Here is a 21,786-nt window from a genome sequence, read left to right as displayed (position 1 = left end):
CCCCTCCTGCTCGTCTGTCGGTCAGTGCTGTGTCGATCTCAGTGCTGTGTCGATCTCAGTGCTGCGTACGGAGCTCCGGGAAGTCCTCGTAGCGGTACTCGGTGCGTCCGGGCTCGGCATGGCCGCCGTGGGCAGCCGCCAGCTCCCGACCCCGCAGCGCCACCCGCCGGATCTTGCCGGAGATGGTCTTCGGCAGGTCGTCGAACTCCAGACGGCGCACCCGCAGGTACGGCGCCAGGTGGTCGCGGGCGTACGACAGGATCGACAGTGCCGTCTCCCGGGTGCGGTCGAAGCCCGGGGCGAGGGTGATGTACGCCTTCGGGACGGCCAGCCGGGTCGGGTCGGGGGCCGGCACGACCGCGGCCTCGGCGACCGCCGGATGCTCGATCAGGACACTCTCCAGCTCGAACGGCGAGACCTTGTAATCCGAAGCTTTGAACACGTCGTCGGTGCGCCCGACGTAGGTGACGTAGCCGTCCTTGTCCCGGGTCACCAGATCGCCGGTGTGGTAATAGCCGCCGTGCTCGACCTGGCGGGTCAGCTCCGGCATGCCGACGTAACCGTGCATCAGGTTGAGCGGCCGGGCGTCCAGCCGCAGGCAGATCTCGCCGATCTCCGACGGCTCGCCGGTCTCCGGGTCGACGATCTCGATCGGCACGCCCGGCAGCGGCTTGCCCATCGAGCCGGGCTTCACCGGTTCGCCGGGCACGTTGCCGATCTGCGCGGTGGTCTCGGTCTGCCCGTAGCCGTCACGGATGGTCAGCCCCCACCGGTCCTGGACGGTGCGGATCACCTCGGGATTCAGCGGCTCACCCGCACCGACGACCTCGCGGAGGGCTGTGGGCTTCTCGCCGAGGTCGGCCTGGATCATCATCCGCCACACCGTCGGCGGAGCGCAGAAGGTGGCGACGTCCACCCGGCGCATCTGCCGCAGCAGCTCCTGGGCGTCGAAGCGACGGTAGTTGTAGACGAAGATCGTCGCCTCCGCGATCCACGGAGCGAAGAAGCTGCTCCAGGCGTGCTTGCCCCACCCGGGGGAGCTGATGTTCAGGTGCACGTCGCCGGGCCGGACCCCGATGAAGTAGGTCGTCGAGAGGTGACCGACCGGGTAGGACAACTGCGTGTGCCCGACCAGCTTCGGCTCCTTGGTGGTGCCGGAGGTGAAGTACTCCAGCACCGGGTCGTCGGCGTCGGTGACCACCGGCTGCGGCTCCGACGGATGCTCGTACGCGTCGGCGAAGGAGAGCCAGCCGTCGTGCGCGGCGGCCGTGGTGATCCGTACGTAGTCGCCGGGGACGGCGGCGAACTTCGGCGTGTCCGGGGCATTGGCGATGACGCCGCGGACGTCCGCCCGCCCGATCCGGTCGACGAGATCCTCACTGGTGACGGCCTCGGCGGTCGGCAGGATCACCGCGCCGATCTTCATCACCGCGAGCATCGCCTCCCACAGTTCGATCTGGTTGCCGAGCATCAGCATCACGGTGTCGCCCTTGCCGAGCCCCTGCTCACGCAGCCAGCCGGCCACCGCGTCGGAGCGCCGGACGATGTCGTCGTAGCTCCACTTCTCCTCAGTGCCGTCGACCTGGCAGATCCACAGTGCGGTGCGGTCGTTGCCCCGGCCGACCGCGTCGAACCAGTCGATGGCCCAGTTGAACGGCCCCGAGATGTCGGGCCAGGTGAAGGCGGCCCGGGCCTCGTCGATGCGACCGTGGAAGGACAGCAGCAGGTCTCGGGCGGCACGGATCTGCTCGGTTGCTCGGCTCAAGGGGCACCTCTGATCTCACGTGAGAAGCGTGGTTACGCCCGCGTCGGTTACGCCAGCGTAGGTAGAACGATACGCGGCGGACGGTGCGGTCTCGTCATCAGGACCGACAAGCGTGCCGCGCCGTCGTTGTGTGGTCCCGACAGCCGGGGATGAGGGCGGCCGATCAGGCGCCCGTCCCGGCCGGCCGGTCCATCGGGGGCAGGGTGCGGCGCCGCAGCCAACCGGTGAGCACCGGGGTGAGGGCCAGCATCAGGAACAGCCGTACGGCCTGCACTCCGGTGATGACCGTGACGTTGCCACCCGACGCCGCGGCCACCGCGAGGACCGCCATCATCCCGCCCGGCGTGGTGGCGAGATAGCCGTCCAGGTCGCTCAGCCCGGCCAGGCGGGCCAGCCACACGCCCGCCACCGCACTGACCACCATCAATGCGACCACCAGTCCGAGCGACAGCGGCAACACCTTGACCACCGTCCCCAGGGCTTCCCGGGTGAACCCCAGGGTGGCGGTCCAGCCGATCACCACGTACGCCACCGCGATCAGCAGCCCGGGCAGTGCGGGCGTGGGAAGCCCTCCCCAGATCGAGACCGCACCGGTGAGGACCATCGGTCCGAGCAGGTCGCCGGCGGGCACCCGGGTGAGCCGGCCGAGCGCCAGGCCGACGACCGTGCAGCCGATCCCGACCAGGATGCCCCCGGCACCGTCCGCGGGAGCGGCTGCCACCCCAGCGGGCGGGGCGCCGAACACGTACGCCGCGACCGGCGGGGTGGAGGCGGTGATCAGCAGCACCCGGGTGTACTGGAGGGTGCCGACCATCCGGATGTCACCGCCGAGGTCGCCGGCCACCGCGACCAGCCCGCTGGCGCCGCCGGCGGCCATCGAGAGCACACCGGTGATGCGGTCGACCGCGGGGTGCAGGGCGAGCGCGAAGCCGGAGCCGAAGCTGACCACCAGCGTGACCACCGTGACGACGAGCACCCCGGCCCAGTCCGCGGCCAGCGCGCGCAGTTCCTCGGAGGTCACCATCGCCCCGAGCGAGGTGCCCATCACGGCTTGCGCGGCCATTGCCAGCGGGGTGGGGACCAGCCGTGGTCCGCGCCCGGTGAGGGCCACCGCGGTGCCGGCGACCATCGCGGCGAGGATCTCGGGAGAAGGGATCCGTACGCCGGTCGCCACCGCGACCAGCACGGCCGTCACGGCGATCAGCACCAGCCACCCGACCGGACGTGCCGTGTCACCAGGAGTGCGGTCGGGGGATGTCATGGCCCCAGTCGATCACAGCTCCACAGGGTCGCCTCACCACCCGCGGGGGACGGACTAGTCTCGGGAGGGTCAGCCGGTCGACGGGTCGGCACGATCCACCAGGAGGATGTCCATGAAGGCTGTCCAGATCACCGAGCACGGCGATGCCGGGGTGCTGCGCTACGTCGACGCCCGGGTTCCCGAGCCGGGGCCGGGTCAGGTGCGCATCCGGGTGCGGGCCGCCGGGCTGAACCCGGCCGACACCTACATGGTGCGGGGCGGCTACGAGTTCTTCCGCAATCCGCTGCCGTGGGTGCCCGGCTTCGATTCGGCCGGCGAGATCGACGCACTCGGCCCGGACGTCACCGGACTGGCGGTCGGCGACCGGGTCTTCGTCGCCGGCATCCTCGCCGCCAGTGACGGGGCCTTCGCCCAGTACCACGTCGCCGAGGCCCGGGTGGTCCGCCATCTTCCCGACAACGTCGGCTTCGAGGAGGGCGCCGCGCTCGGCGTGCCGTACGCGACGGCCTACCGCGCCCTGTTCCAGCGAGCCGACCTGCGGCCGGGGGAGACGGTGCTGGTCCACGGGGCCAGCGGTGGTGTCGGCCAGGCCTGCGTCCAGTTCGCCCGCGCCCACGGCGCCCGGGTGCTGGCCACCGCCGGCAGCGCCGAGGGCCGCGAGTTGACCGCCCGTCAGGGGGCCCACGTCGTGGTCGACCACAGCACGCCCGGCCATGTCGAGGAGTTGCGCCGGCTCGCCCCCGAGGGCATCGACGTGGTGATCGAAATGGCCGCCAGCAGCAACCTGGAGGCCGATCTCGGTCTGCTCGCCACTGATGGCAGGGTGGTGATCGTCGGCGCCCGTACGCCGGTCGAGATCACCCCGCGACTGGTGATGCGCACCGAGGCCGCCGTCCTCGGGGTCGCCCTGTGGAACATCACCCCCACCCAGGCCGGCCAGGCGCTGGCGGCGATCGGTGCAGGGCTGGAGAACGGCACCCTGGCACCGTTGGTGGGCCATCGGGTGCCACTGGAACGCATCGCCGACGGCTTCGCCCTGGTCAGCACCGGACACCGTCTCGGCAAAGTGGTGTTGACCGTCGACTGAGGTTCCGGAGCGGACCGTACGAACGGGCCCGACGAGCATTCGCCGTTCCCAGGAGCGGATTGCTCGACTGTGGGCCAGGTAAGTGCGCGGCGTGTCGCACCCGGGACCCCACTGTCCGATGTGACAGTGGAGACGTCGTGCAACTTCCCCGGTATGACACGCAAGGAGATGCGGATGGACACCGCCCTCAGGTCCGAGCCCGACAACAGGCCGGACCCCGACGAAGGACCACGCTCGGTCGTGGAACGGACCCGCTTCGGCTGGTCCCGGTGGATCGAGACCGACGACGGCCTGGAACGTTCCTACACGGTGTGCGAGCCGCGGCTTCCCGGGTGGAAGCGGGACATCATCCACGCCACCCTGTTCCGTGACGATCGCGCCGGGATGATCCAGGTCGGCACCCGGTGGGCCCTCCGCGGCGTGCTGGCCGCCGTGGTGCTGGGCGGACTGCTTGCCCTGTTCCTACAGTCCGCCGTGGTGATCCTGCCGGTCGCCCTGGCGGTGCTGGTCGCCGCCGCCGTCCTGCTCGCGTCGTTGCCCAACCGGGGACGGATGCTGGCCCAGCGGCACACCGTGACCGTCACCGGGGAGGCCTGCCGCGAGGTGATCCGGATCGCCGCGGTGCTCGACCGGATCGAGCCCGGCCCCGCCGACGCCGACCGCGACGACGCCCGGACGATGTGGCGGCTGGCACACACAGACCCCACCTTCCTGCGCAGCTACGGTCGCACCGTCCGCGAGTGGGAGGTGTCGTACGACCGGCTGCGCACCACGCTGGCCCGCGAGGAGCCCGGCCAGGTGGCCCGAGAGATCGCCGAGGAGACGCGCACCGAGGATGCCCCGGTGGCGGAGGAGCAGCCCGCTCAGTCCACCCCGGACGCCGCCTGATCACTGAGCCCCCGAGAACACGCGGGGGCTGGTGTGGCCTCCGTCACCTTCTGGGGGAGATTGAACCGACGAATTTGTTGTCCACAACTTCGTCGTCAGCCCTCCCGTCAACCGCCCTCCCGCCCTTAGGCTGATGCCGAACGCGGCGGGGGACCGGTTCGACCAGGGGGGACACGCATGGCCATGGCCACGGCATTGCCGACCACTCGACTCTCGCGGGACGAATGGGCCCACCAAGGCCTGCTCGCCATCGCGATCGCACTGATCGGCCTGCTCATCGCAGCCGGTTTCGGACTCACTCACCAGGCGAACACCGCCCCTGGCGCCGATCGGGAGGTGCGGCCCCTTGCCGAGGGCGACCATCTGGTGGCGGTCGCCGCCGACACGGGTGGCACCCACGGGCTCACCCCGGCCGGACACGACACCGCGCCACCGCCGGCCGACCCGCCCGTCGCCCCGGCGTCGAGTGTCGACGGGTCACCACCCGCATCACGTCCCGGCGCAGGCTCCTCGCAGACCTCCGGTGGGACGGTGGCCGGCACGGGCGCGGTGTCCGCGTCGGACGGGCCGGCGAGATACCTCGACTCGGACGCCGCGGTGGCGGCCAAGGTGGCTGTCGGTCCGGCGGCACCCGCCTTCGACCACGCTCTGGTCGAGCTCTCGGCGAGGCAGCGGATCACCGACCAGCACACCCGGGTGGAGCAGGCGCGGCGACAGAACGGAAAGCTCGAGCAGGTCCGGCGGGTCGCCGCCCAGGCGGCCGCCGCCGAGGAGATCCGCACCGAGCAGACCCGCTTGGTGGACGAGCAGAACCGGGCCGCTGCTGACGAGGCTCTGCTCCGGGCCCAGCTGGCCGCGCTCGGCGCAGGTCGGCTGTCCGACGGGGCGATCAGGCTGCCCGATGGCACCCTCGTCCGCCCGTCGGCCGACGGCAGGTGGCCCGCCTCCGTGCTCGCCACGCTGGGGCGCCTCGGTCGGACGGGTCCCACCGGCCGCACCGTGACTCCGCTCGCCAAGGGGACCTACCGGCTCGGCGCCCGATGGGGTGCGGTGGGCAGCTGGGCCAGCTACCACACCGGTGTCGATTTCGGAGCCCCGATCGGCACCCCGGTCCGCGCCGCCGCCGACGGCACGGTGGTGATCCCGGTCGCCGGCGAATGGGCAGGGACCCACGTGATCGTCGCCCACTCCGACGGATCCACCCTCTATGCCCATCTGCTTGCCTCGACCGTACGACCCGGCCAACGGGTGAAGGCCGGGGACATCATCGGGTTCGTCGGGATGACCGGGCGGACCTTCGGCCCGCACCTCCACTTCGAGTACTACCCGCGAGGCGCGAGCCTGCAGACGCCCTACGCGGCATCCGATCCGCTGCTCTGGCTGGCCTCCCGCGGTGTCACCCCCTGAGACGCGGGCCGGGGGCGGCACGCCGGGAGTAGTCGGCGTCAGCGGGGCGTCAGCGGGGCAGCAGCTCGGCGTCGGCGAGGGTGAGTTCCACCCGGTTGCGCTCCACGCTGTCGATGCTCACCTCGATCGTCCAGCGCTCGAGCTGCCAGCGGTAGACCCGGTCGCGCTGCCCGTCGAGGACATGCGGATCGCCGAAGATCGTCGACATCTCGCGAACGAGCTCCTGCTGTTCGGCGTCGACCTGCTCAGGGGCGACCGGGAGGCTGGCCGTCACCGTCGCGACTCGTCCGTGCCAGCCGTCCCACCGTCCCGGGCCGACCCCCTCGATCGACAGCACCCCCTCGGTCGGGTCATCCGCGGGCGAGCACGCGCGCTCCTCCGCACCGATCTCCCGCCACAGCGACTCGCGCGCATCAATCGGGACGAAACCCGCCTGCGCGCAGCGCTCGCCGAAGTCCAACAGTGGGTGGTCGAACATGGCCGCCTCCTCCCGCCGGCCCGGTCGCCTCAGTGCCACCGGGGTCCATCGATCCTAGTCGAACCAGCCGAGCCGGATCCCCGCGACGGCAAACCGTGACACCGAGACCTCGTCAGGCGGGATCTTCGTGGCGGAGTAGCTGCTCGGATGGCGACATCTGCCGCCTGTTCGGCCATCCGCCGCACTTTCCGTCAGATGCGGCCCGTCGGCAGGCCGCGGTTGCGTGGAAGCGCGGCGTCTGTGTGGAAGCGCGTCGTCTGTGTGGAAGCGCGGCGTCTGCGTATGGAAGCGCCGCGTCTGCGCAGACGTGCATGCCCTCGAACCCGACGATCGCCGGGGCGCCCCGCGGCGGACGCCCGCGACCTGCGGGGACGGAAGTGACACAATACCCACCATGACTTCCCGCCCCCCGACCGCCGAGGACTCGGTGGGGATCGTCGAGCAGCACACCGTACGACTCTTCGAGGGGGACCACCCCCTCGTGTTGGCGAGCGGTGCCGTCGTTCCCGAGGTCGACGTCGCGTACGAGACGTACGGCACCCTCAACGCCGCCCGCGACAACGCCGTGTTCATCTGTCACGCGTTGACCGGGGACGCCCATGCCGCCGGCCGGCACCAGGAGGATGATCACCGGCCGGGCTGGTGGGATTCCATCATCGGGCCCGGCAAGCCGATCGACACCGACCGCTTCTTCGTCATCGCCGACAACCTGCTCGGCGGCTGTCAGGGCACCACCGGCCCGGCGTCGACCAACCCGGCGACCGGCCGTCCGTACGGCCTCGATTTCCCGCTGCTCCAGATCGCCGACTTCGTCACCGTGCACCGCGCGCTGCTGGCCCACCTCGGGGTGGACCATCTGCTGTCCGTCGTCGGCGGCTCGATGGGCGGCATGCAGTCCCTGCAGTGGGCGCTGTCCTACCCCGAACAGGTCGGCAGCGCGGTGATCATCGCCGCCTCCAGCCGGCTGAACGCGCAGAACATCGCCTTCTCCGCGGTGGCCCGCGAGTCGATCATGCGCGATCCCGGCTTCGCCGGCGGCCGCTATCTGGAGTCCGGCACCAGCCCCGACACCGGCCTGTCAATCGCCCGGATGATGGCCCACATCACCTACCAGTCCGAGGCCGGGATGGAGGAGAAGTTCGGCCGGCGGTACCAGTTCGGCGAGGACGCCCGGCGCGGCTTCGGGGTGGATTTCGCGGTGGAGAGCTACCTGGACCACCAGGGACGGGTCTTCCTGTCCCGGTTCGACGCGCTGTCCTACCTCTACCTCACCCGGGTGATGGACTACTTCGACCCGTTCGCGGAGGCGGATGCCGCGGCGGCGCTGGCCGCCGTCGGGTCGCCGTGCCTGGTGCTCTCCTTCGACACCGACTGGCGCTTCGACACCTCCCACTCCCGGGCGATCGTCCGGCAGTTGGAGAGCCAGCGGGTGCCGGTGAGCTTCCGGGAGATCCGCTCCCCGTGGGGCCACGACTCCTTCCTGCTGACGATCGACGACTACCACCGCACGGTGGCGGCCTTCCTGGAGCGGGTGGCGTACGAACGGGCCGCCGGCGACCGCGCGGCCGGGAGGGGAGAGCGATGACCCTGCGACCGGACCAGACGGTCGTCACCCGCTTCGTGCCGGACGGCTCGCGGGTGCTCGACCTGGGCTGCGGGCACGGCAGTCTGATGCGTTATCTGATGGACCGGCGAGACTGCACCGGCACCGGAGTCGAGATCGCCCCCGACGCGGTGGTCGACACCATCGCGAAGGGCGTGCCGCTGATCGAGCTCGACATCGACCACCAGCTCGACCAGTTCGGCGACAAGTCGTACGACGTGGTGATCCTGTCCCGGGTGCTGCAGGCGACCTACAAGCCGCGCGACGTGCTGACCCAGATGGCCCGGATCGGCTCGCGGTGCATCGTCTCGGTGCCGAACTTCGGCTACTGGCGCCACCGCTGGGTGCTGATGCGCGGCCGGATGCCGATGTCGAAGGAACTGCCGCACGCCTGGTACGACACGCCCAACATCCACCTGTCCACGCTCTCCGACCTGGAGGACCTGTTCGACGTGGTCGGGCTGGACGTCTGGGATCGTCAGCTGTCCACCCCCGACGGGCGGCAGCGTGACTACCCGGCCCGGTGGGCGAACCTGCTGGCGGCCAACGCCATCTACGTGCTCACCCCGCGGGCGATGGCCTGAGCCGCCGACGGGCTTCCGAAGGCCCGGTCACCACGTCCCGGTCTGGCGGCCGCGGGGTCGCTCGGTGAGGTCGTTGGGGCGCTCGGTGAGGTCGACCAGACCGTTCTGCCGGGCGGCGACGATGGCGGCCGCACGGGTGGAGACCCGGCACTTCACCAGGATGCTGGCGACGTGGTCCTTGACCGTGTTCGGGCTGAGGAACAGCCGCTGCGCGATCTGCTTGTTGGACAGGCCGTCGGCCATCAGCCAGAACACCTCGCGCTCGCGCGCACTGAGCGGCTTGAACCCGGGCGTCAACGCATAGGTGGTCTGCCGGGTGTGGTCGATCAGTGAGTCGAGGGCCTCGGCGGACACCGGGACGTCTCCGAGCGCCCGGTGCACCACCGCCTCCAGCTGCCCGGACAGCCCCTTGACCACGTAGCCCTGCGCCCCGGCGGCGACACTGAGACGTACGGAGCGGGAGTCCTCGACACTGGTCATCATCACCACCCGGGCGTCCGGGTGCCGGGCCACGATCTGCCTGGTCGCCTCGACCCCGCCGATGCCCGGCATCCTGATGTCCATCAGCACCAGATCCCACGCCTGCTGGTCGCAGGCGGCGACGGCGGCCTCGCCGGACCCGGCACCGCTGACCTCGGCGGTGGGTACCTCCCTGCGGACCAGGTCGACCATGAGGGCGCGCAGATCATCCTCGTCCTCGACGACCAGAATCCTGTCCATACCGATGAGCCTAGCCTTTCGATCCTGCTGGACGGCCACCGGAAATCCCCCGTTCGGGGGAGGCCGCTCCAGCGCCGAGTGCTGGAAGAATTCCCTCGACCAACAGGCTGGGCGCTCCGACGGTGCCGAGCCGCGTCGGGGCTCCGGTGCCGCCGGACATCCTCCGGTCGGTATTCTCTTGTCATTATCTTCTGTTGGGGGACAGTCATGAAGATGGTCATCGCCACGACACTGGGCATCGTGTGGATGTTCGCGTTCCAGCCGTCCACGCCCGTGCCGGGCGCAGCGCCCGGAGCGTGGGCCGCGGTGACCATGTCGGTGGCCGACGGGGAGAGTGCCCTCGGCCCGTGCCAGCTCTTCCCTTGGTTGTGTCCGTAGGCGACTCGTGGAGTGGGGGGAGCATGCACCCAGGTCCGACACCCGGCTGGCGGATGGGTCACGCCGACCGGAGACTCCGGTTGACCATGACCGTGCTCATCGCGGCCGTGCTCCTCGCCGACATCGGGTTGGAGTTCTTCACCGTCGATGGTCTCAGCGGCCGGACACCTCTCGAGGTCGTCGCCGTCGAGGGCTTCGCCTACCTGTCGTTCTTCCTTGCGGTGTGGGCGCCCCGATGGCTCCTGGTGTCGACGGTGCCGTCCATCGTCCTGACCTTCTCCCTGGCCGACTACGAGTGGACCCCGGTGCTGATCCTGGTCGGCCTGTTGACGACCACCGCGCTGGGCGGACGCCACTGGGTGGTCCTCGCCTGGGCGTGGGCAGTGGCGTGGACGACCGCCGCCGCGGTGGTGTTCGACCCGGCTCACCGGGTGCAATTCCTGGCGCTCATCCTCGCCGTCGCCTTCCTGGCGACGTCGATCGGTCTCCTCGCCCGCCGATACTTCTCCCAGCGTGACCGGCATGCCCACCAGTTGGCACGCGTGCAGGCACTCGAACAGCAGTCGTACGAGCAGGAGCTGTCGCTCCTGGCACGGGAGATCCACGACTCGATCGGACATGCCCTCACCCGTGCCGCACTTCAGGTGCAGCTGCTCGCCCCGTCCGACGCCGTCACCAGAGGAACCGTACGGGAGCGGACCGCACCATCAGCCGCCACCGAGGGCCTGGCGGCCGTCGGCTCGTCGCTGGACGAGGCGATCATGGCCATGCACCACATCGTCGACGTGTTGGAGAACCGTGCTCCGCTCGACGACGCCGCGACCTCGATCGACCTCGACAAGGAACTGTCCGACCTGGTCGATGTACTGCGCAGCAGCGGGCGCACCGTCCGCGTCGCCAGCGACGCGGCGATCGCCTCGACGCTGTCGCCGTCGATCCAGATCGAGTGCATCCGGATCCTCCAGGAATGCACGACGAACATCCTGCGGCACTCGCCCCGATCAGCAGGCGTGGACGTGATGGTCCAGGTCTCCGAGGAGACGGTCGCGATGGAGGTGTCCAACACGGTGCGGGCCGCTGATGCGCAGCCCGACACCCTGCTCGGTGCCGGAGGACACCACGGGCTGGCGAACATGGAGTCGCGAGCCCTGCGGCTCGGTGGCTACTTCCGCGCCGGGTCTGAGGACGGGCGGTGGACCGTCACCGTGCAGATCCCCGTGCTCAGTGAGGTACGTACGCCTGCAAGAGGCAGCGTCGCCCCCCGTTCGGGGGGTTTTCACTCCTGACCCTGTTCAGGGCCGATCTGCGCCCCCTAGAGTCTGCGGTGTTCGGGGGGCGATCCCCACGGGGATCGTGATGTCAGGGGGCCGACGGACGGCAGCCCGCGGCTTCGTCGCACGCGCCGTGAGCCCGTCCGTCGGCCACGCCGGTGTGGTGAGCGTCGGGTGTGGTGAGCGTCGGTGGTGGTGAGCGTCGGGTCCGGCCGGACGCTCACCGTCTCGCCTTCGCCGCAGCCTTCCGCGCGCCGGCGACCAACCATCCTTTGAACAGCGGAGTCAGCAGCCGCGGCATCACCAGGTAGGTCATCGCCACGGTGATGCAGAGCGTGATGATCGCGGTCCGCAGCAGGAACGGCACCGGCGCCAGCAGGGCCCGCCCACCCGGCCACACCGGCACCGTGCTCAGCAACCAGATGACGAGGGTGGCGGTGGGCCAGATCCCGATCCACGTCACCAGCCCCATCCGATGCTTCGGCGGGTTCATGCTCGCCGGGACCACCGCCGGCTCGAACCACGCCTCGAGACCGGTCAGCCGCCGGTGCACGGGCTCACCGAGTGCGACGGCGTGCATCCGGTCCATGATCCCGACCCGCTCCGGACTGGCGTCCCAGGCGGCGAACCCGGCGTCGTCGCGGTAGCGGACCACCACGTGGTAGGGGTCGCCCGGCTCTTCGGGCGGGATCAGGTCCGCACCGAGGAAGCCCGGCTTCTCCCGCATCAGGGAGAACATCTCGCGGACCAGCTCCTCGTACTCGTGCTCGTGGCCCGCTCTGGCGTAGCGGGTCGCGATCCGGGTGATCGCCGTCGGTTCGGGAGCCGACTGCCCCGTCGAGGTCATCGTGCGCCCTCCGGGGTCGGCAGGCCGAGCGTCTGGAGCAGCCGGCCGGCGGAGGAGCCGAGACCGTACGTCTCGACCAGCTGCGACCAGGCGGCGGGATCGGCCACTGTACGGGGCAGTGTCAGGTCCTCGGCGGTGATCCCGAGCGGCAGGTCCCGGCGGATCCGGATCACCCGCGGCGCCACGTCCAGGTAGTCGGCGGCAGCCCGGATCGCCTCGGCCTGCCGGGCGGTGAGCCCGCCCCGCTCGACGACTCCGTCCGCGGCGGCCCGCCGGACGCCGGCCAGATCGCCGTAGCGCTCCAGCAGGCGGGCCGCGGTCTTGTCGCCGATCCCGGGCACACCGGGGATGCCGTCCGAGCTGTCGCCACGCAAGCTGGCCAGCTCCACGTACGCCGCCGGGGCGACGCCGTACGCTTCGCGGACCTGCGCCTCGTGGATCTCCCGCCACCCGGGCGTACGCCCCACCGGGGTGAGCAACCCGACACCGGTCGCATCGTCGACGAGCTGGGTGAAGTCGCGGTCGCCGCTGGCCACCGTCACCGGACCGGTCGGGGCGAACAGGGCGGCCAGGGTGCCGATGACGTCGTCGGCCTCCGCTGCGGGAGCACCGAGGACGGGCAGTCCCAGGGCGGTCAGTGCGCGGCGGATCACCGGGATCTGTGCCAGCAGCTCCTCGGGGATCTCCTCGGAGTGCCCGTCGGCGGCGACCCGATGGGTCTTGTACGAGGCCAGCAGGTCGACCCGCCAGGCGGGCCGCCACTCCTGGTCCCAGGCGCACGCGAGGTGGCTGGGACGGCGGTCCTCCAGCAGCCGGGCGATGGTGTCCAGCGTGCCGCGGATCGCGTTGATCGGGGCCCCCGAGGGGCTGCGGAGCGTGCCGGGCACTCCATGGAACGCCCGGAAGAAGAGATACGAGGTGTCGACGACGAGCAGCTGCGACGGGGCCATGGGGTCCATCCTGCCGTCCGCGGGTGTCCTCCGTCAGCCCGCCGATCCATCCCCGTCGGCCTGCTGAATCCCTCCCCGTCAGCGCGGAGAGCCGGGCCGAACGCCGCGCTGACGACCGGTATCGTGGTCCCATGAGCGATCCCCGCATCGGCCTCACCGTCACCCACCGTCGGTACGTCGGCCACAACCACACCCACTACTCGGGCAGCCAGGTCGATCATTCGTACACGATGTCCCTGTTGTCCGATGCGGCCACCGAGGTGTGCATCCGCACCGACGCCGACGAGGGTGCCGTCGTGGCGTACGACGAGATCGACTTCCTCGCCCCGATCTACGCGGGGGACGTGCTGGAGGTCGAGGCGTTCGTCGTGGGTGTCGGCAGCACCAGCCGTGAGCTGGGCATGGAGGCCCGGGTGATCTGTCGCGAGGCCCAGCGCCTGGACGAGGACAATGCGAAGCTGGCCCCCACCGCCTCGTACGTGCTGGAACGACCGCTGGTGGTCGCCCGGGCGACGGCGACGGTCGTGGTCGCCAACCCGCTGCCGGAGCCGCCGGCGCCGTGGGGCACCCAGGTGGCGGAGGTCCCCGACCGCCCGGAGCTCGATCCCCGGGCCGGTCTGCGGGATCTCCAGGAGACCTGGCTGCGGTGGACGCGGGACGCTCGGGAACAGATCGAGAAGCGCACCGCGGAACTCCGGTCGCGCACCCAGGCGGCGACCGACCACAACGAGGAATGACACAGGACAATGACCCAGCCCACCACCAGGACCAGCACCGCCCAGCACACCCCGGAGGGGTCTGAACGCCGGGTGCTGGTCTGCATCCCCACCTACAACGAGGCCCAGAACATCGAGTCGATCGTCGGCCGGCTGCGTGCTGCCGTGTCGTCGGCCGATGTGGTCGTGGTGGACGACAACTCCCCGGACGGCACCGGCGACATCGCCGATCGGATGGCGGCCGCGGACGCCCGGATCCACGTCCTGCACCGCAAGGGCAAGGAGGGGCTGGCGGCCGCGTACGTCGCAGCGTTCCGGTGGGGGCTGGAGCAGGGCTTCGACGTGCTGGTGGAGATGGACGCCGATGGCTCCCACCGCCCCGAGGAGCTGCCGCTGCTGCTGGCGGCGCTGGAGCGTGCCGACATGGTCAAGGGGTCGCGGTGGGTGCCGGGCGGTCGGGTGGTCAACTGGCCGAAGTCGCGCGAGTACCTCTCCCGTGCCGGCAACCTCTACACCCGGATCCTGCTGGGCGTACGGGTCAGGGACATCACCGGCGGCTACAACGTCTTCCGCGCCCAGACGCTGCGTGACATCGGCCTGGACAACATCGCCGCGGCCGGCTACTTCTTCCAGACCGACATGACGATCAACACGATCGAGTCCGGTCACTCCGTGGTGGAGGTGCCGATCACCTTCGAGGAGCGCCAGTACGGCGAGTCGAAGCTGGACGGCAGCATCTTCTTCGAGTCCTTGGCCCGGACCACCGTCTGGGGTGTGAAGCGGCGCGGCGACCAGCTCCGTCGGCTGGTCGGGAAGGGCCCGCGCGGGGTCACCCCGGCCTCCTGACGGCGCCGACGCCACACGTACGTGGCCAGGACGCGTACGTGGCCAGGACACGAACGTGGCCAGGACACGAACGAGCCCCGGACCCTGTGGTCCGGGGCTCGTGCCGTGCTGTCGGTCGGCGAGCGGTGTCGGTCAGCGATGCTTCTTCGACGGCGGGGTGGTCCGGCGCATGTACTCGTCGGTGCTGATCGCACCGGTGGTCCGGACCTCTTCCAGCCGCTCCGAGAGGAGCTCCTCCAGATCGGCGAGCGAACGGCGCTCCAGGAGCATGTCCCAGTGCGTACGCGGCGGCTTCGCCTCCTTCACCTCGGGCTCGACCCCGTCGGACCGCTTGGCCTCCTGGCCGCACCGCGGGCACTCCCACACGGTCGGCAGCTCGGCCTCCTCGGCGAAGGTCATCTCGAAATGGTGTCCCTGGGGGCAGTCGAAGCCCACTTCCTGGCGCGGTGCGAAGTCCACACCCACCTCGTCCTCGAAACTCTTGGATCCGAGGCCGGATCCGCGCAGAGAACGATCAGCCATGTGCTACCTCCTAGGATTGCCGGCACGACCGATGAACGCGTACGACGGTGTGGTTGTTCCCCGAGCCACGCCTACCGGTCGTCGTCCAGCGTAGCGGTCCGGGCCAAGACAGCGTGGGACCTTCCCTTGACCGCCGGAACTCGCAGCAACAGCACCCCGCCCGCGGCGAGCACGAGGACGATCGCCACGATGCCCCAGCGGTCCTGGTGGGTGAGGCCGGCGAACGCCGCGAACAGGGCGGGGGAGAGGAACGACACCGCCCGGCCGGAGGTGGTGTAGAGACCGAACATCTGTCCCTGCCGCTCGGCCGGCGCCATCCTGGCCATCATCGACCGTGACGACGCCTGCGCCGGGCCGACGAACAGGCACAGGGCCAGGCCGAAGATCCAGAACATGCCGGTGCCGTGGACGAACAGCAGCACGACGGCCGACGCGACCAGGCCGATGATGCAGGCCATGATCACCGGCCGCGCGCCGACCCGGTCCTCCGCCAGCCCGCCGATGCCGGCGCCGACGGCGGCGACCAGGTTGGCCGCCACCCCGAAGATCAGCACCATGCTCGCCGGCATCCCGTAGACGCTGACCGCGAGGACGGCGCCGAAGGTGAACACCGCCGCCAGGCCGTCGCGGTAGATCGCCGAGGCGATCAGGAATCGTACGGCCGCCGGGTCGTCGTGCCACAGGTCGCGGACGTCGCGGAAGAGCGTGCGGTAGGCGCCGCCGGCCCCCAACCGGACCGACCGGGCTCCACGCGCCGGATCGGGGACGGCCAGGAACACCGGGACCGCGAAGACGAGGTACCAGACGGCCACCAGCAGGCAGACGACCCGTACGCCCAGGCCGTCGGTGGACGGCACACCGAACCAGTTGCCCTCGGCGATGAAGCCGAAGTAGGCGAGCAGCAGCAGGAAGATGCTGCCGGTGTAGCCCATCGCCCAGCCCAGACCGGACACCCGGCCCATGTCGTCGTCCCCGGAGACCTGCTTGAGCATCGCGTAGTAGGAGACGTTGCCGAACTCCATCGCCACTGTGCCGACACCGAGCAGCACCAGGCCGGCGACCAGGAAGGACGGGTCGGGGCGGATGGCATACATGGCGGCGGTCGCGGCGATGACGATGCCGGTCCACAGGGCGAGGCTGCGGCGTCGCCCGCCGCTGTCGGACTGCTGGCCCATGATCGGCGCGGTGAGGGCGATCACCGCCCCGGCGATCGCGGTGGAGATGCTCAGCGCGGTCGCCCCGCTGATCGCCCCGTCCTTCGCGGCCACCGTCCCGGTGAGGTAGGTGGCGAAGACGAAGGTGACGATCACCGCGGAGAAGGCCGAGGAGCCCCAGTCGTACGACACCCACGACCAGATCCGGGCCCGCCGCCCGAACCGTACGTGCAGCGGGCGCGGTGCGCCCTGCTCGAGCCCGAGCTCAGTCCCGGCCATGCCACAGCCCCCGCTCCACCAGGACGTCCTTGAGGACGTCGATCCGGTCGCTGACCAGACCGTCGACGCCCAGCTCGATGAGTTCGACCATCTCGACCGGGTCGTCGATGGTCCACACGTGCAGCTTCTTGCCGGCCGCGTGGACGGCGTCGACGAGGCTGCGGGTGACCACCCGCACCTCGTCGCCGCGGAGGTCGTGGCGGGCCAGGTCGAGCACGCCCGCCGGGAGCGACCCCACCGTCCGCGGCAGCGGCGTCCAGTGCGGCACCTGCAGCACGTTGCCGGGCACCGACAGCAGGCGGGGCAGCACCGGCACCATCCGGAACCAGGCGACCCCCAGCGGGCTGACCGAGGTGGAGATCTGGCTGCCGGCGAGCCGCCGGAAGTCGTGCAGCCGGCGGGCCGAGAAGGAGGCGACGTTGACCCGCCGCTGGGCGCGGTGCCGGTTGATCACCGCCAGCAGCGGCCGGACGGCGCCGTCGGCCTTCAGATCGATGTTGAAGAAGGTGTCGGGGAACGCCTCGAACACCTCGTCCAGGGTCGGGATCGGCTCGGTCCCGCCGATCCGGGCCTCGGCGACGTCGGCGTGGTCCAGCTCGGCGATCACCCCGGTGCGGTCGGTCACCCGTTCCAGCCGGTCGTCGTGGAACGCCACCAGGACGCCGTCATGGGTGGCGTGCACATCGGTCTCGAGATGGGTGTAGCCGAGCGCGACGGCCTCGCCGAAGGCGTGCAGGCTGTTCTCCCGGCCCACGTTCGGGGCGTACGTGGATCCCCCGCGGTGCGCCAGGGCGAGGAACGGCGGGGCGAAGAACGGCAGATCGGAGACGGGCATGAGGCCATCCCAGCAGAAACAGGTGACCAACGGGTGACGCCGTCCCGGCCCGGCTCCGCAGCATGGTGCGGAGCCGGGCCCGCAGGCCGGCCCGGCCCGGCCCGGCCCGGCCCGGCAGCGGCTCAGCGCACCCGGTCGGCGGTGAACGTCCGCGTCGGGGCGACGAACTCGTCCTGGGCGTCGACCAGCGCCAGCTCCCGGCGGCCGAGTTCCAGGGTGCGGCGCAGCAGACCGAACATCGAGGCGGCGGTGTGCTCCGCGGCCGTACGGGCCGCGCCGCTGGCGAGCAGGTGGGCCAGGAAGATCGCCGAGGTGACGTCCCCGGAGCCGACGAAATAGGCGTCCAGCCTCGGGGTGGTGACCAGGTGGGCGCCGGCGTCGTCGACCGCGAGCATCTGGACGGTCGACGGGTCGGTGTCGGTGCTCACCATCGAGGTGACCAGCACCGTCCGCGGGCCCCGGTCGCGCAGCTCGTCGACCGCCGCGAGGATCTCGTCCAGGGTGTGGGTCTCCCGGCCGACCAGCTGGTCGAGCTCGAAGTGGTTCGGGGTGAGGATCTGCGCCATCGGCACCACCCGGTCGCGGAACATCGGCGGGACGTCCTCGTGGACGAAGAAGCCGCGCCCGACGTCGCCCATCACCGGATCGCAGCACCACACCGCGTCGGGGTTGCGCTCCCGGAGCAGCTCGGCCGCCGCCAGCACCGTCGCCCCGGTCGCCCCGTTGCCCAGGTAGCCGGACAGCAGCGCGTCGCAGCCGGCCAACGCGCCCCGCTCGTCGATCCCGCGGACCACGTCGAGGACGTCGGCAGGATCCAACAGCGGGCCGCGCCACGCGCCGTAACCGGTGTGGTTGGAGAAATGCACGGTGAGCACCGGGCAGACCTCGACGCCCATCCGCATCAACGGGAAGGCCGCCGCGGAGTTGCCGGCGTGGCCGTACGCGACGGAGGACTGGATGGACAGGATCGAGGTCATGGGCTCCATGGTGCCGTACGCTCCGCAGGCTCCCGCCCGCGGCCAGCAGATGGCTAGCCGGTGGTCACCCGGACGTTGGCGCCCAGCGCGTTCAGCCGGTTCGGCAGATCCTCGTAGCCGCGGTTGATGACGTAGACGTCACGGAGCACCGACTCGCCCTTCGCGCCGAGCATCGCCAGCAGCAGGCAGACGCCCGGGCGCAGCGCCGGGGGACAGGTGACCTCGCGGCCGCGCCACTTGGTCGGGCCGTTGACGATCAGCCGATGCGGATCGAGCAGCTGGATGTTGCCGCCGATCTTGGCCAGGTCGAGCAGGTGGATCGCCCGGTTCTCGTACACCCAGTCGTGGATCAGGGTCTGGCCCTCGGCCTCGGCGGCGATCACCGCGAAGAACGGCAGGTTGTCGATGTTGAGGCCGGGGAACGGCATCGGGTGGATCTTGTCGATCGGCGCCTTCAGCGTCGAGGGACGGACGGTGATGTCGACCAGCCGGGTGCGCCCGTTGTCGGCGAAGTACTCGTCGGTGACGGTGACGTCGAGGCCCATCTCCTCGAGGATCGCCAGCTCGATCTCGAGGAACTCGATCGGCGCCCGCTGGATGGTGAGCTCCGACTTCGTCACGATCGCCGCGGTGATCAGGCTCATCGCCTCGATCGGGTCCTCGGACGGGTAGTACTCGACATCGGCGTTGACGTCCTTGACGCCGTGGACCACCAGCGTGGTGGTGCCCACGCCGTCGATCCGTACGCCCAGCGCCTGCAGGAAGAAGCACAGGTCCTGCACCATGTAGTTCGGCGAGGCGTTGCGGATCGTCACCGGACCCTCCACCATCGCCGCTGCCATCAGCGCGTTCTCGGTGACGGTGTCGCCACGCTCGGTCAGCACGACGGCCCGCTCCGGGGCGTGCACGTCGGCAGCGATGCAGCGGTAGAAGCCCTCGGTGGCCACCACGTCGAGGCCGAAGTGCCGCAGCACCTGCAGGTGCGGCTCGATGGTCCGCGCCCCGAGGTCACAGCCGCCGGCGTACGGCACCTTGAACTCGTTGTAGAAGTGCATCAGCGGGGCGAAGAACATGATGATCGACCGGGTCCGCCGCGCCGCGGCGACATCCATCGAGTCGAGGTCGAGCTCCTCGGGGCGGATCAACTCCAGATCGGTCTCGTTGATCCAGGAGATCCGGTAGCCGATGCTGATCAGCACCTCGCAGATCCGGTTGACCTCCTCGATCTTGGCGATCTTGCGCAGCACCGTACGGCCGCGGTTGAGCAGCGAGGCGCAGAGCAGCGCGACCGCCGCGTTCTTCGAGGACCGTACGTCGATCGCGCCGCTCAGCTGCCGGCCGCCCTCGATGGTGAGGTGCATCGGGGTGGGCTTGGTCGGGTGCATCGGCTGCGGGACCGCCTCGGCGGCCTTCGCCTCCGGCCCGACCTCGAGGGCCTGCGCGATCCGGTTGACAAGGTCGATCGACGCGCTCACCGCACCGCTCTCCACCTCCTCGAGGGTCGAGGACTGGGTGTCCAGCTTGGCGGCGAGGGCTTCCAGGGAGAGCCCGCGCTGCTCACGGGCGTCGCGGATCATCGTGCCGATCTGCAAGGCGGTGGAGCGAGAAGTCACCGCGCCAGCCTAACCCACGGCCCCGTCGGGGCAACGAAGCCGCCGTCGCGTCCCGACCGTGGACCCCGCCGACCGGCCGGCGGAACGGGAGGATGACCCGCGTGCCGCCTGGTGCAACCGACCCTGGTCCGAGGCACCCGTCGCGACGACACAGCGGGCGCGCGCTGGTTAAGGTGGAGGCCATGACCGCACACTTTGACGTCGTTGTCCTGGGCGCCGGGCCCGGTGGGTACGTAGCGGCGATCCGCGCCGCCCAGCTGGGCCTGAAGACCGCCGTTGTCGAGAAGCAGTACTGGGGGGGCGTCTGCCTGAACGTGGGCTGCATCCCGACCAAGGCGCTGCTGCGCAACGCCGAACTGGCCCACATCTTCACCCACGAGCGTGACCTCTTCGGTTTCAGCATCGACGGCGAGGTGCGGCTCGACTACGGCAAGGCGTACGCCCGGTCGCGCCAGGTCTCGGACAAGATGGTCAAGGGCGTCCACTTCCTGATGAAGAAGAACAAGATCCAGGAGTTCGACGGCTGGGGCACCTTCCGGGACGCCAAGACCATCGACGTCACCCTGGCGAACGGCACGGTCGAGACCATCACGGCGGACAACGTGATCATCGCCGCCGGCTCGGTCACCCGGATGCTGCCCGGCATGCAGCGTTCGGCCAATGTGCTGACCTACGAGGAGCTGATCCTCTCCGACAGCGTGCCGCAGAAGATCATCATCGGCGGCGCCGGCGCGATCGGCACCGAGTTCGCCTACGTCCTCAACTCGTACGGGGTCGACGTCACCATCGTCGAATACCTGGACCGGATGATCCCGGTCGAGGACGCCGAGCTCGGCAAGGAGCTGCAGAAGGCGTACAAGAAGCTCGGCATCAAGGTCCTCACGAGCACCGCGGTCAAGAACGTCGAGGACACCGGCACCGGGGTGCGGATCACCGTCGAGCCGGCCGCCGGCGGCGAGCAGCAGGTCCTCGAGGCCGACACGATGCTGTCCGCCTTCGGCTTCGCCCCGCGCACCGAGGGCTACGGTCTGGAGAACACCGGCGTGGCGCTGACCCAGCGCGGCGCCATCGAGATCGACGACTACATGCGCACCAACGTGCCCGGCGTCTACGCGATCGGTGACGTCACCGCCAAGCTGATGCTCGCGCACACGGCCGAGGCCCAGGGCGTCGTCGCCGCCGAGACCATCGCCGGCGCCGAGACCATGCCGATCAACTACGACATGATCCCGCACGCCACCTACTGCCAGCCCCAGATCGCCGCCTTCGGCTACACCGAGGAGAAGGCCAAGGAGCTCGGCTACGACGTCAAGGTCGCCAAGTTCCCGTTCTCCGCGAACGGCAAGGCGCAGGGCCTGGGCGACGCCGTCGGCTTCGTCAAGATCGTCGCCGATGCCACCTACGGCGAGATCCTCGGCGCGCACATGATCGGCCCGGAGGTCACCGAGCTGCTGCCCGAGCTGGTGCTGGCCCAGACCTGGGACCTCACCGCCGAGGAGGTCGGCCGTACGGTGCACGCCCACCCGACCCTGTCGGAGGCCCTCAAGGAGGCCGCCGAGGGCATCGTGGGCCACATGATCAACCTCTGACCGATCACCCTCTGAT

At 70.5% G+C, this 21,786-nt stretch carries 20 protein-coding genes; 9 read left to right on the top strand and 11 right to left on the bottom strand.

The features are described from left to right. Positions 1-55 precede the first annotated feature (55 nt). Positions 56-1,765: an AMP-binding protein gene (locus tag R0146_RS13505; protein ID WP_317690372.1), complete on the bottom strand. Its 1,710-nt coding sequence runs from the start codon at positions 1,763-1,765 to the stop codon at positions 56-58. A gap of 163 nt (positions 1,766-1,928) precedes the next feature. Further along, entirely contained in the window at positions 1,929-3,026 is a 1,098-nt protein-coding gene (locus R0146_RS13500; RefSeq protein ID WP_317690371.1) for an AbrB family protein, read from the bottom strand. A 112-nt stretch (positions 3,027-3,138) separates the two neighbouring features. Between R0146_RS13500 and R0146_RS13495 the strand changes: the two genes are divergently transcribed. From R0146_RS13495 to R0146_RS13485, 3 genes are all read left to right on the top strand, one after another. After that, the gene (locus tag R0146_RS13495) at positions 3,139-4,113 is read left to right on the top strand and encodes a quinone oxidoreductase family protein (protein WP_317690370.1); all 975 of its coding nucleotides are present in this window, start codon (positions 3,139-3,141) and stop codon (positions 4,111-4,113) included. Between the two features lie 174 nt (positions 4,114-4,287). After that, on the top strand, positions 4,288-5,001 hold the full coding sequence (locus R0146_RS13490; RefSeq protein WP_317690369.1) for a hypothetical protein: 714 nt from the start codon (positions 4,288-4,290) through the stop codon (positions 4,999-5,001). 177 nt (positions 5,002-5,178) lie between these two features. Continuing rightward, complete coding sequence (locus R0146_RS13485) at positions 5,179-6,408, top strand: M23 family metallopeptidase (RefSeq protein ID WP_317690368.1); 1,230 nt, start codon at positions 5,179-5,181, stop codon at positions 6,406-6,408. Between the two features lie 49 nt (positions 6,409-6,457). Here the strand turns inward: R0146_RS13485 and R0146_RS13480 are convergent, their stop codons facing one another. Then, positions 6,458-6,886, bottom strand: a complete 429-nt coding sequence (locus R0146_RS13480) for a hypothetical protein (protein WP_317690367.1) — start codon at positions 6,884-6,886, stop codon at positions 6,458-6,460. 394 nt (positions 6,887-7,280) lie between these two features. Here R0146_RS13480 and metX point away from each other — a divergent pair, with 394 nt between their 5' ends. Both metX and metW read left to right on the top strand, forming a co-directional pair. Next, positions 7,281-8,471: a homoserine O-acetyltransferase MetX gene (gene metX / locus R0146_RS13475; protein ID WP_317690366.1), complete on the top strand. Its 1,191-nt coding sequence runs from the start codon at positions 7,281-7,283 to the stop codon at positions 8,469-8,471. Beyond that, entirely contained in the window at positions 8,468-9,073 is a 606-nt protein-coding gene (gene metW, locus R0146_RS13470; protein WP_317690365.1) for a methionine biosynthesis protein MetW, read from the top strand. Before metX ends, metW begins: the two co-directional genes overlap by 4 nt. 27 nt (positions 9,074-9,100) lie before the next feature. On the opposite strand, the gene R0146_RS13465 is transcribed toward metW, so the two are convergent. Continuing rightward, positions 9,101-9,793 carry a response regulator gene (locus R0146_RS13465; protein ID WP_317690364.1) on the bottom strand — a complete coding sequence of 231 codons (693 nt, stop codon included), beginning with the start codon at positions 9,791-9,793 and terminating at the stop codon, positions 9,101-9,103. Between the two features lie 464 nt (positions 9,794-10,257). Here R0146_RS13465 and R0146_RS13460 point away from each other — a divergent pair, with 464 nt between their 5' ends. Then, a complete protein-coding gene (locus R0146_RS13460; protein ID WP_317690363.1) occupies positions 10,258-11,457 on the top strand; it encodes a sensor histidine kinase in 1,200 nt (399 codons plus the stop codon). 205 nt (positions 11,458-11,662) lie between these two features. On the opposite strand, the gene R0146_RS13455 is transcribed toward R0146_RS13460, so the two are convergent. Continuing rightward, on the bottom strand, positions 11,663-12,289 hold the full coding sequence (locus R0146_RS13455) for an antibiotic biosynthesis monooxygenase (protein WP_317690362.1): 627 nt from the start codon (positions 12,287-12,289) through the stop codon (positions 11,663-11,665). Further along, on the bottom strand, positions 12,286-13,239 hold the full coding sequence (locus tag R0146_RS13450) for a 5'-3' exonuclease (RefSeq protein WP_317690361.1): 954 nt from the start codon (positions 13,237-13,239) through the stop codon (positions 12,286-12,288). The genes R0146_RS13455 and R0146_RS13450 overlap by 4 nt, the downstream gene beginning before the upstream one ends. 131 nt (positions 13,240-13,370) lie before the next feature. Here R0146_RS13450 and R0146_RS13445 point away from each other — a divergent pair, with 131 nt between their 5' ends. Then, positions 13,371-13,976 (top strand): hotdog fold domain-containing protein, encoded by a 606-nt coding sequence (locus R0146_RS13445; RefSeq protein WP_317690360.1) that lies wholly within the window; start codon positions 13,371-13,373, stop codon positions 13,974-13,976. Positions 13,977-13,985: 9 nt separating this feature from the next. Further along, a complete protein-coding gene (locus R0146_RS13440; RefSeq protein WP_317690359.1) occupies positions 13,986-14,801 on the top strand; it encodes a glycosyltransferase in 816 nt (271 codons plus the stop codon). Positions 14,802-14,933: 132 nt separating this feature from the next. Here the strand turns inward: R0146_RS13440 and R0146_RS13435 are convergent, their stop codons facing one another. The 5 genes from R0146_RS13435 to R0146_RS13415 all read right to left on the bottom strand — a co-directional run bounded on the left by R0146_RS13435 (position 14,934) and on the right by R0146_RS13415 (position 20,145). Further along, positions 14,934-15,323, bottom strand: coding sequence for an RNA polymerase-binding protein RbpA (locus R0146_RS13435; protein WP_317690358.1), 390 nt, complete (start codon positions 15,321-15,323; stop codon positions 14,934-14,936). Between the two features lie 71 nt (positions 15,324-15,394). Next, positions 15,395-16,756, bottom strand: a complete 1,362-nt coding sequence (locus R0146_RS13430) for an MFS transporter (RefSeq protein ID WP_317690357.1) — start codon at positions 16,754-16,756, stop codon at positions 15,395-15,397. Then, a complete protein-coding gene (locus tag R0146_RS13425) occupies positions 16,743-17,591 on the bottom strand; it encodes a glycerophosphodiester phosphodiesterase family protein (protein WP_317690356.1) in 849 nt (282 codons plus the stop codon). Before R0146_RS13425 ends, R0146_RS13430 begins: the two co-directional genes overlap by 14 nt. A gap of 122 nt (positions 17,592-17,713) precedes the next feature. Continuing rightward, positions 17,714-18,568, bottom strand: a complete 855-nt coding sequence (gene pdxY, locus R0146_RS13420; RefSeq protein WP_317690355.1) for a pyridoxal kinase PdxY — start codon at positions 18,566-18,568, stop codon at positions 17,714-17,716. Between the two features lie 53 nt (positions 18,569-18,621). Beyond that, complete coding sequence (locus R0146_RS13415; protein WP_317692413.1) at positions 18,622-20,145, bottom strand: UDP-N-acetylglucosamine 1-carboxyvinyltransferase; 1,524 nt, start codon at positions 20,143-20,145, stop codon at positions 18,622-18,624. A gap of 218 nt (positions 20,146-20,363) precedes the next feature. Here R0146_RS13415 and lpdA point away from each other — a divergent pair, with 218 nt between their 5' ends. Then, on the top strand, positions 20,364-21,770 hold the full coding sequence (lpdA, locus tag R0146_RS13410) for a dihydrolipoyl dehydrogenase (RefSeq protein WP_317690354.1): 1,407 nt from the start codon (positions 20,364-20,366) through the stop codon (positions 21,768-21,770). Positions 21,771-21,786: the final 16 nt, after the last annotated feature.

This window comes from Raineyella sp. LH-20 (assembly GCF_033110965.1).
Classification (GTDB): Bacteria; Actinomycetota; Actinomycetes; order Propionibacteriales; family Propionibacteriaceae; genus Raineyella.
Note: the sequence above shows the minus strand (reverse complement) of the source record. Positions and strands in the feature narration are given on the sequence as shown.

Bases quoted from the DNA above. Each gene is read 5' to 3' on its own strand.
- R0146_RS13445 (WP_317690360.1), top strand. From the start codon at position 13,371: ATGAGCGATCCCCGCATCGGCCTCACCGTCACCCACCGTCGGTACGTC.
- metX (WP_317690366.1), top strand. From the start codon at position 7,281: ATGACTTCCCGCCCCCCGACCGCCGAGGACTCGGTGGGGATCGTCGAG.
- R0146_RS13415 (WP_317692413.1), bottom strand. From the start codon at position 20,145: ATGATCCGCGACGCCCGTGAGCAGCGCGGGCTCTCCCTGGAAGCCCTC.
- R0146_RS13430 (WP_317690357.1), bottom strand. From the start codon at position 16,756: ATGGCCGGGACTGAGCTCGGGCTCGAGCAGGGCGCACCGCGCCCGCTG.
- R0146_RS13435 (WP_317690358.1), bottom strand. From the start codon at position 15,323: ATGGCTGATCGTTCTCTGCGCGGATCCGGCCTCGGATCCAAGAGTTTC.
- R0146_RS13460 (WP_317690363.1), top strand. From the start codon at position 10,258: ATGACCGTGCTCATCGCGGCCGTGCTCCTCGCCGACATCGGGTTGGAG.
- R0146_RS13465 (WP_317690364.1), bottom strand. From the start codon at position 9,793: ATGGACAGGATTCTGGTCGTCGAGGACGAGGATGATCTGCGCGCCCTC.
- pdxY (WP_317690355.1), bottom strand. From the start codon at position 18,568: ATGACCTCGATCCTGTCCATCCAGTCCTCCGTCGCGTACGGCCACGCC.
- R0146_RS13450 (WP_317690361.1), bottom strand. From the start codon at position 13,239: ATGGCCCCGTCGCAGCTGCTCGTCGTCGACACCTCGTATCTCTTCTTC.
- metW (WP_317690365.1), top strand. From the start codon at position 8,468: ATGACCCTGCGACCGGACCAGACGGTCGTCACCCGCTTCGTGCCGGAC.
- lpdA (WP_317690354.1), top strand. From the start codon at position 20,364: ATGACCGCACACTTTGACGTCGTTGTCCTGGGCGCCGGGCCCGGTGGG.
- R0146_RS13495 (WP_317690370.1), top strand. From the start codon at position 3,139: ATGAAGGCTGTCCAGATCACCGAGCACGGCGATGCCGGGGTGCTGCGC.
- R0146_RS13480 (WP_317690367.1), bottom strand. From the start codon at position 6,886: ATGTTCGACCACCCACTGTTGGACTTCGGCGAGCGCTGCGCGCAGGCG.
- R0146_RS13455 (WP_317690362.1), bottom strand. From the start codon at position 12,289: ATGACCTCGACGGGGCAGTCGGCTCCCGAACCGACGGCGATCACCCGG.
- R0146_RS13425 (WP_317690356.1), bottom strand. From the start codon at position 17,591: ATGCCCGTCTCCGATCTGCCGTTCTTCGCCCCGCCGTTCCTCGCCCTG.
- R0146_RS13440 (WP_317690359.1), top strand. From the start codon at position 13,986: ATGACCCAGCCCACCACCAGGACCAGCACCGCCCAGCACACCCCGGAG.
- R0146_RS13490 (WP_317690369.1), top strand. From the start codon at position 4,288: ATGGACACCGCCCTCAGGTCCGAGCCCGACAACAGGCCGGACCCCGAC.
- R0146_RS13500 (WP_317690371.1), bottom strand. From the start codon at position 3,026: ATGACATCCCCCGACCGCACTCCTGGTGACACGGCACGTCCGGTCGGG.
- R0146_RS13485 (WP_317690368.1), top strand. From the start codon at position 5,179: ATGGCCATGGCCACGGCATTGCCGACCACTCGACTCTCGCGGGACGAA.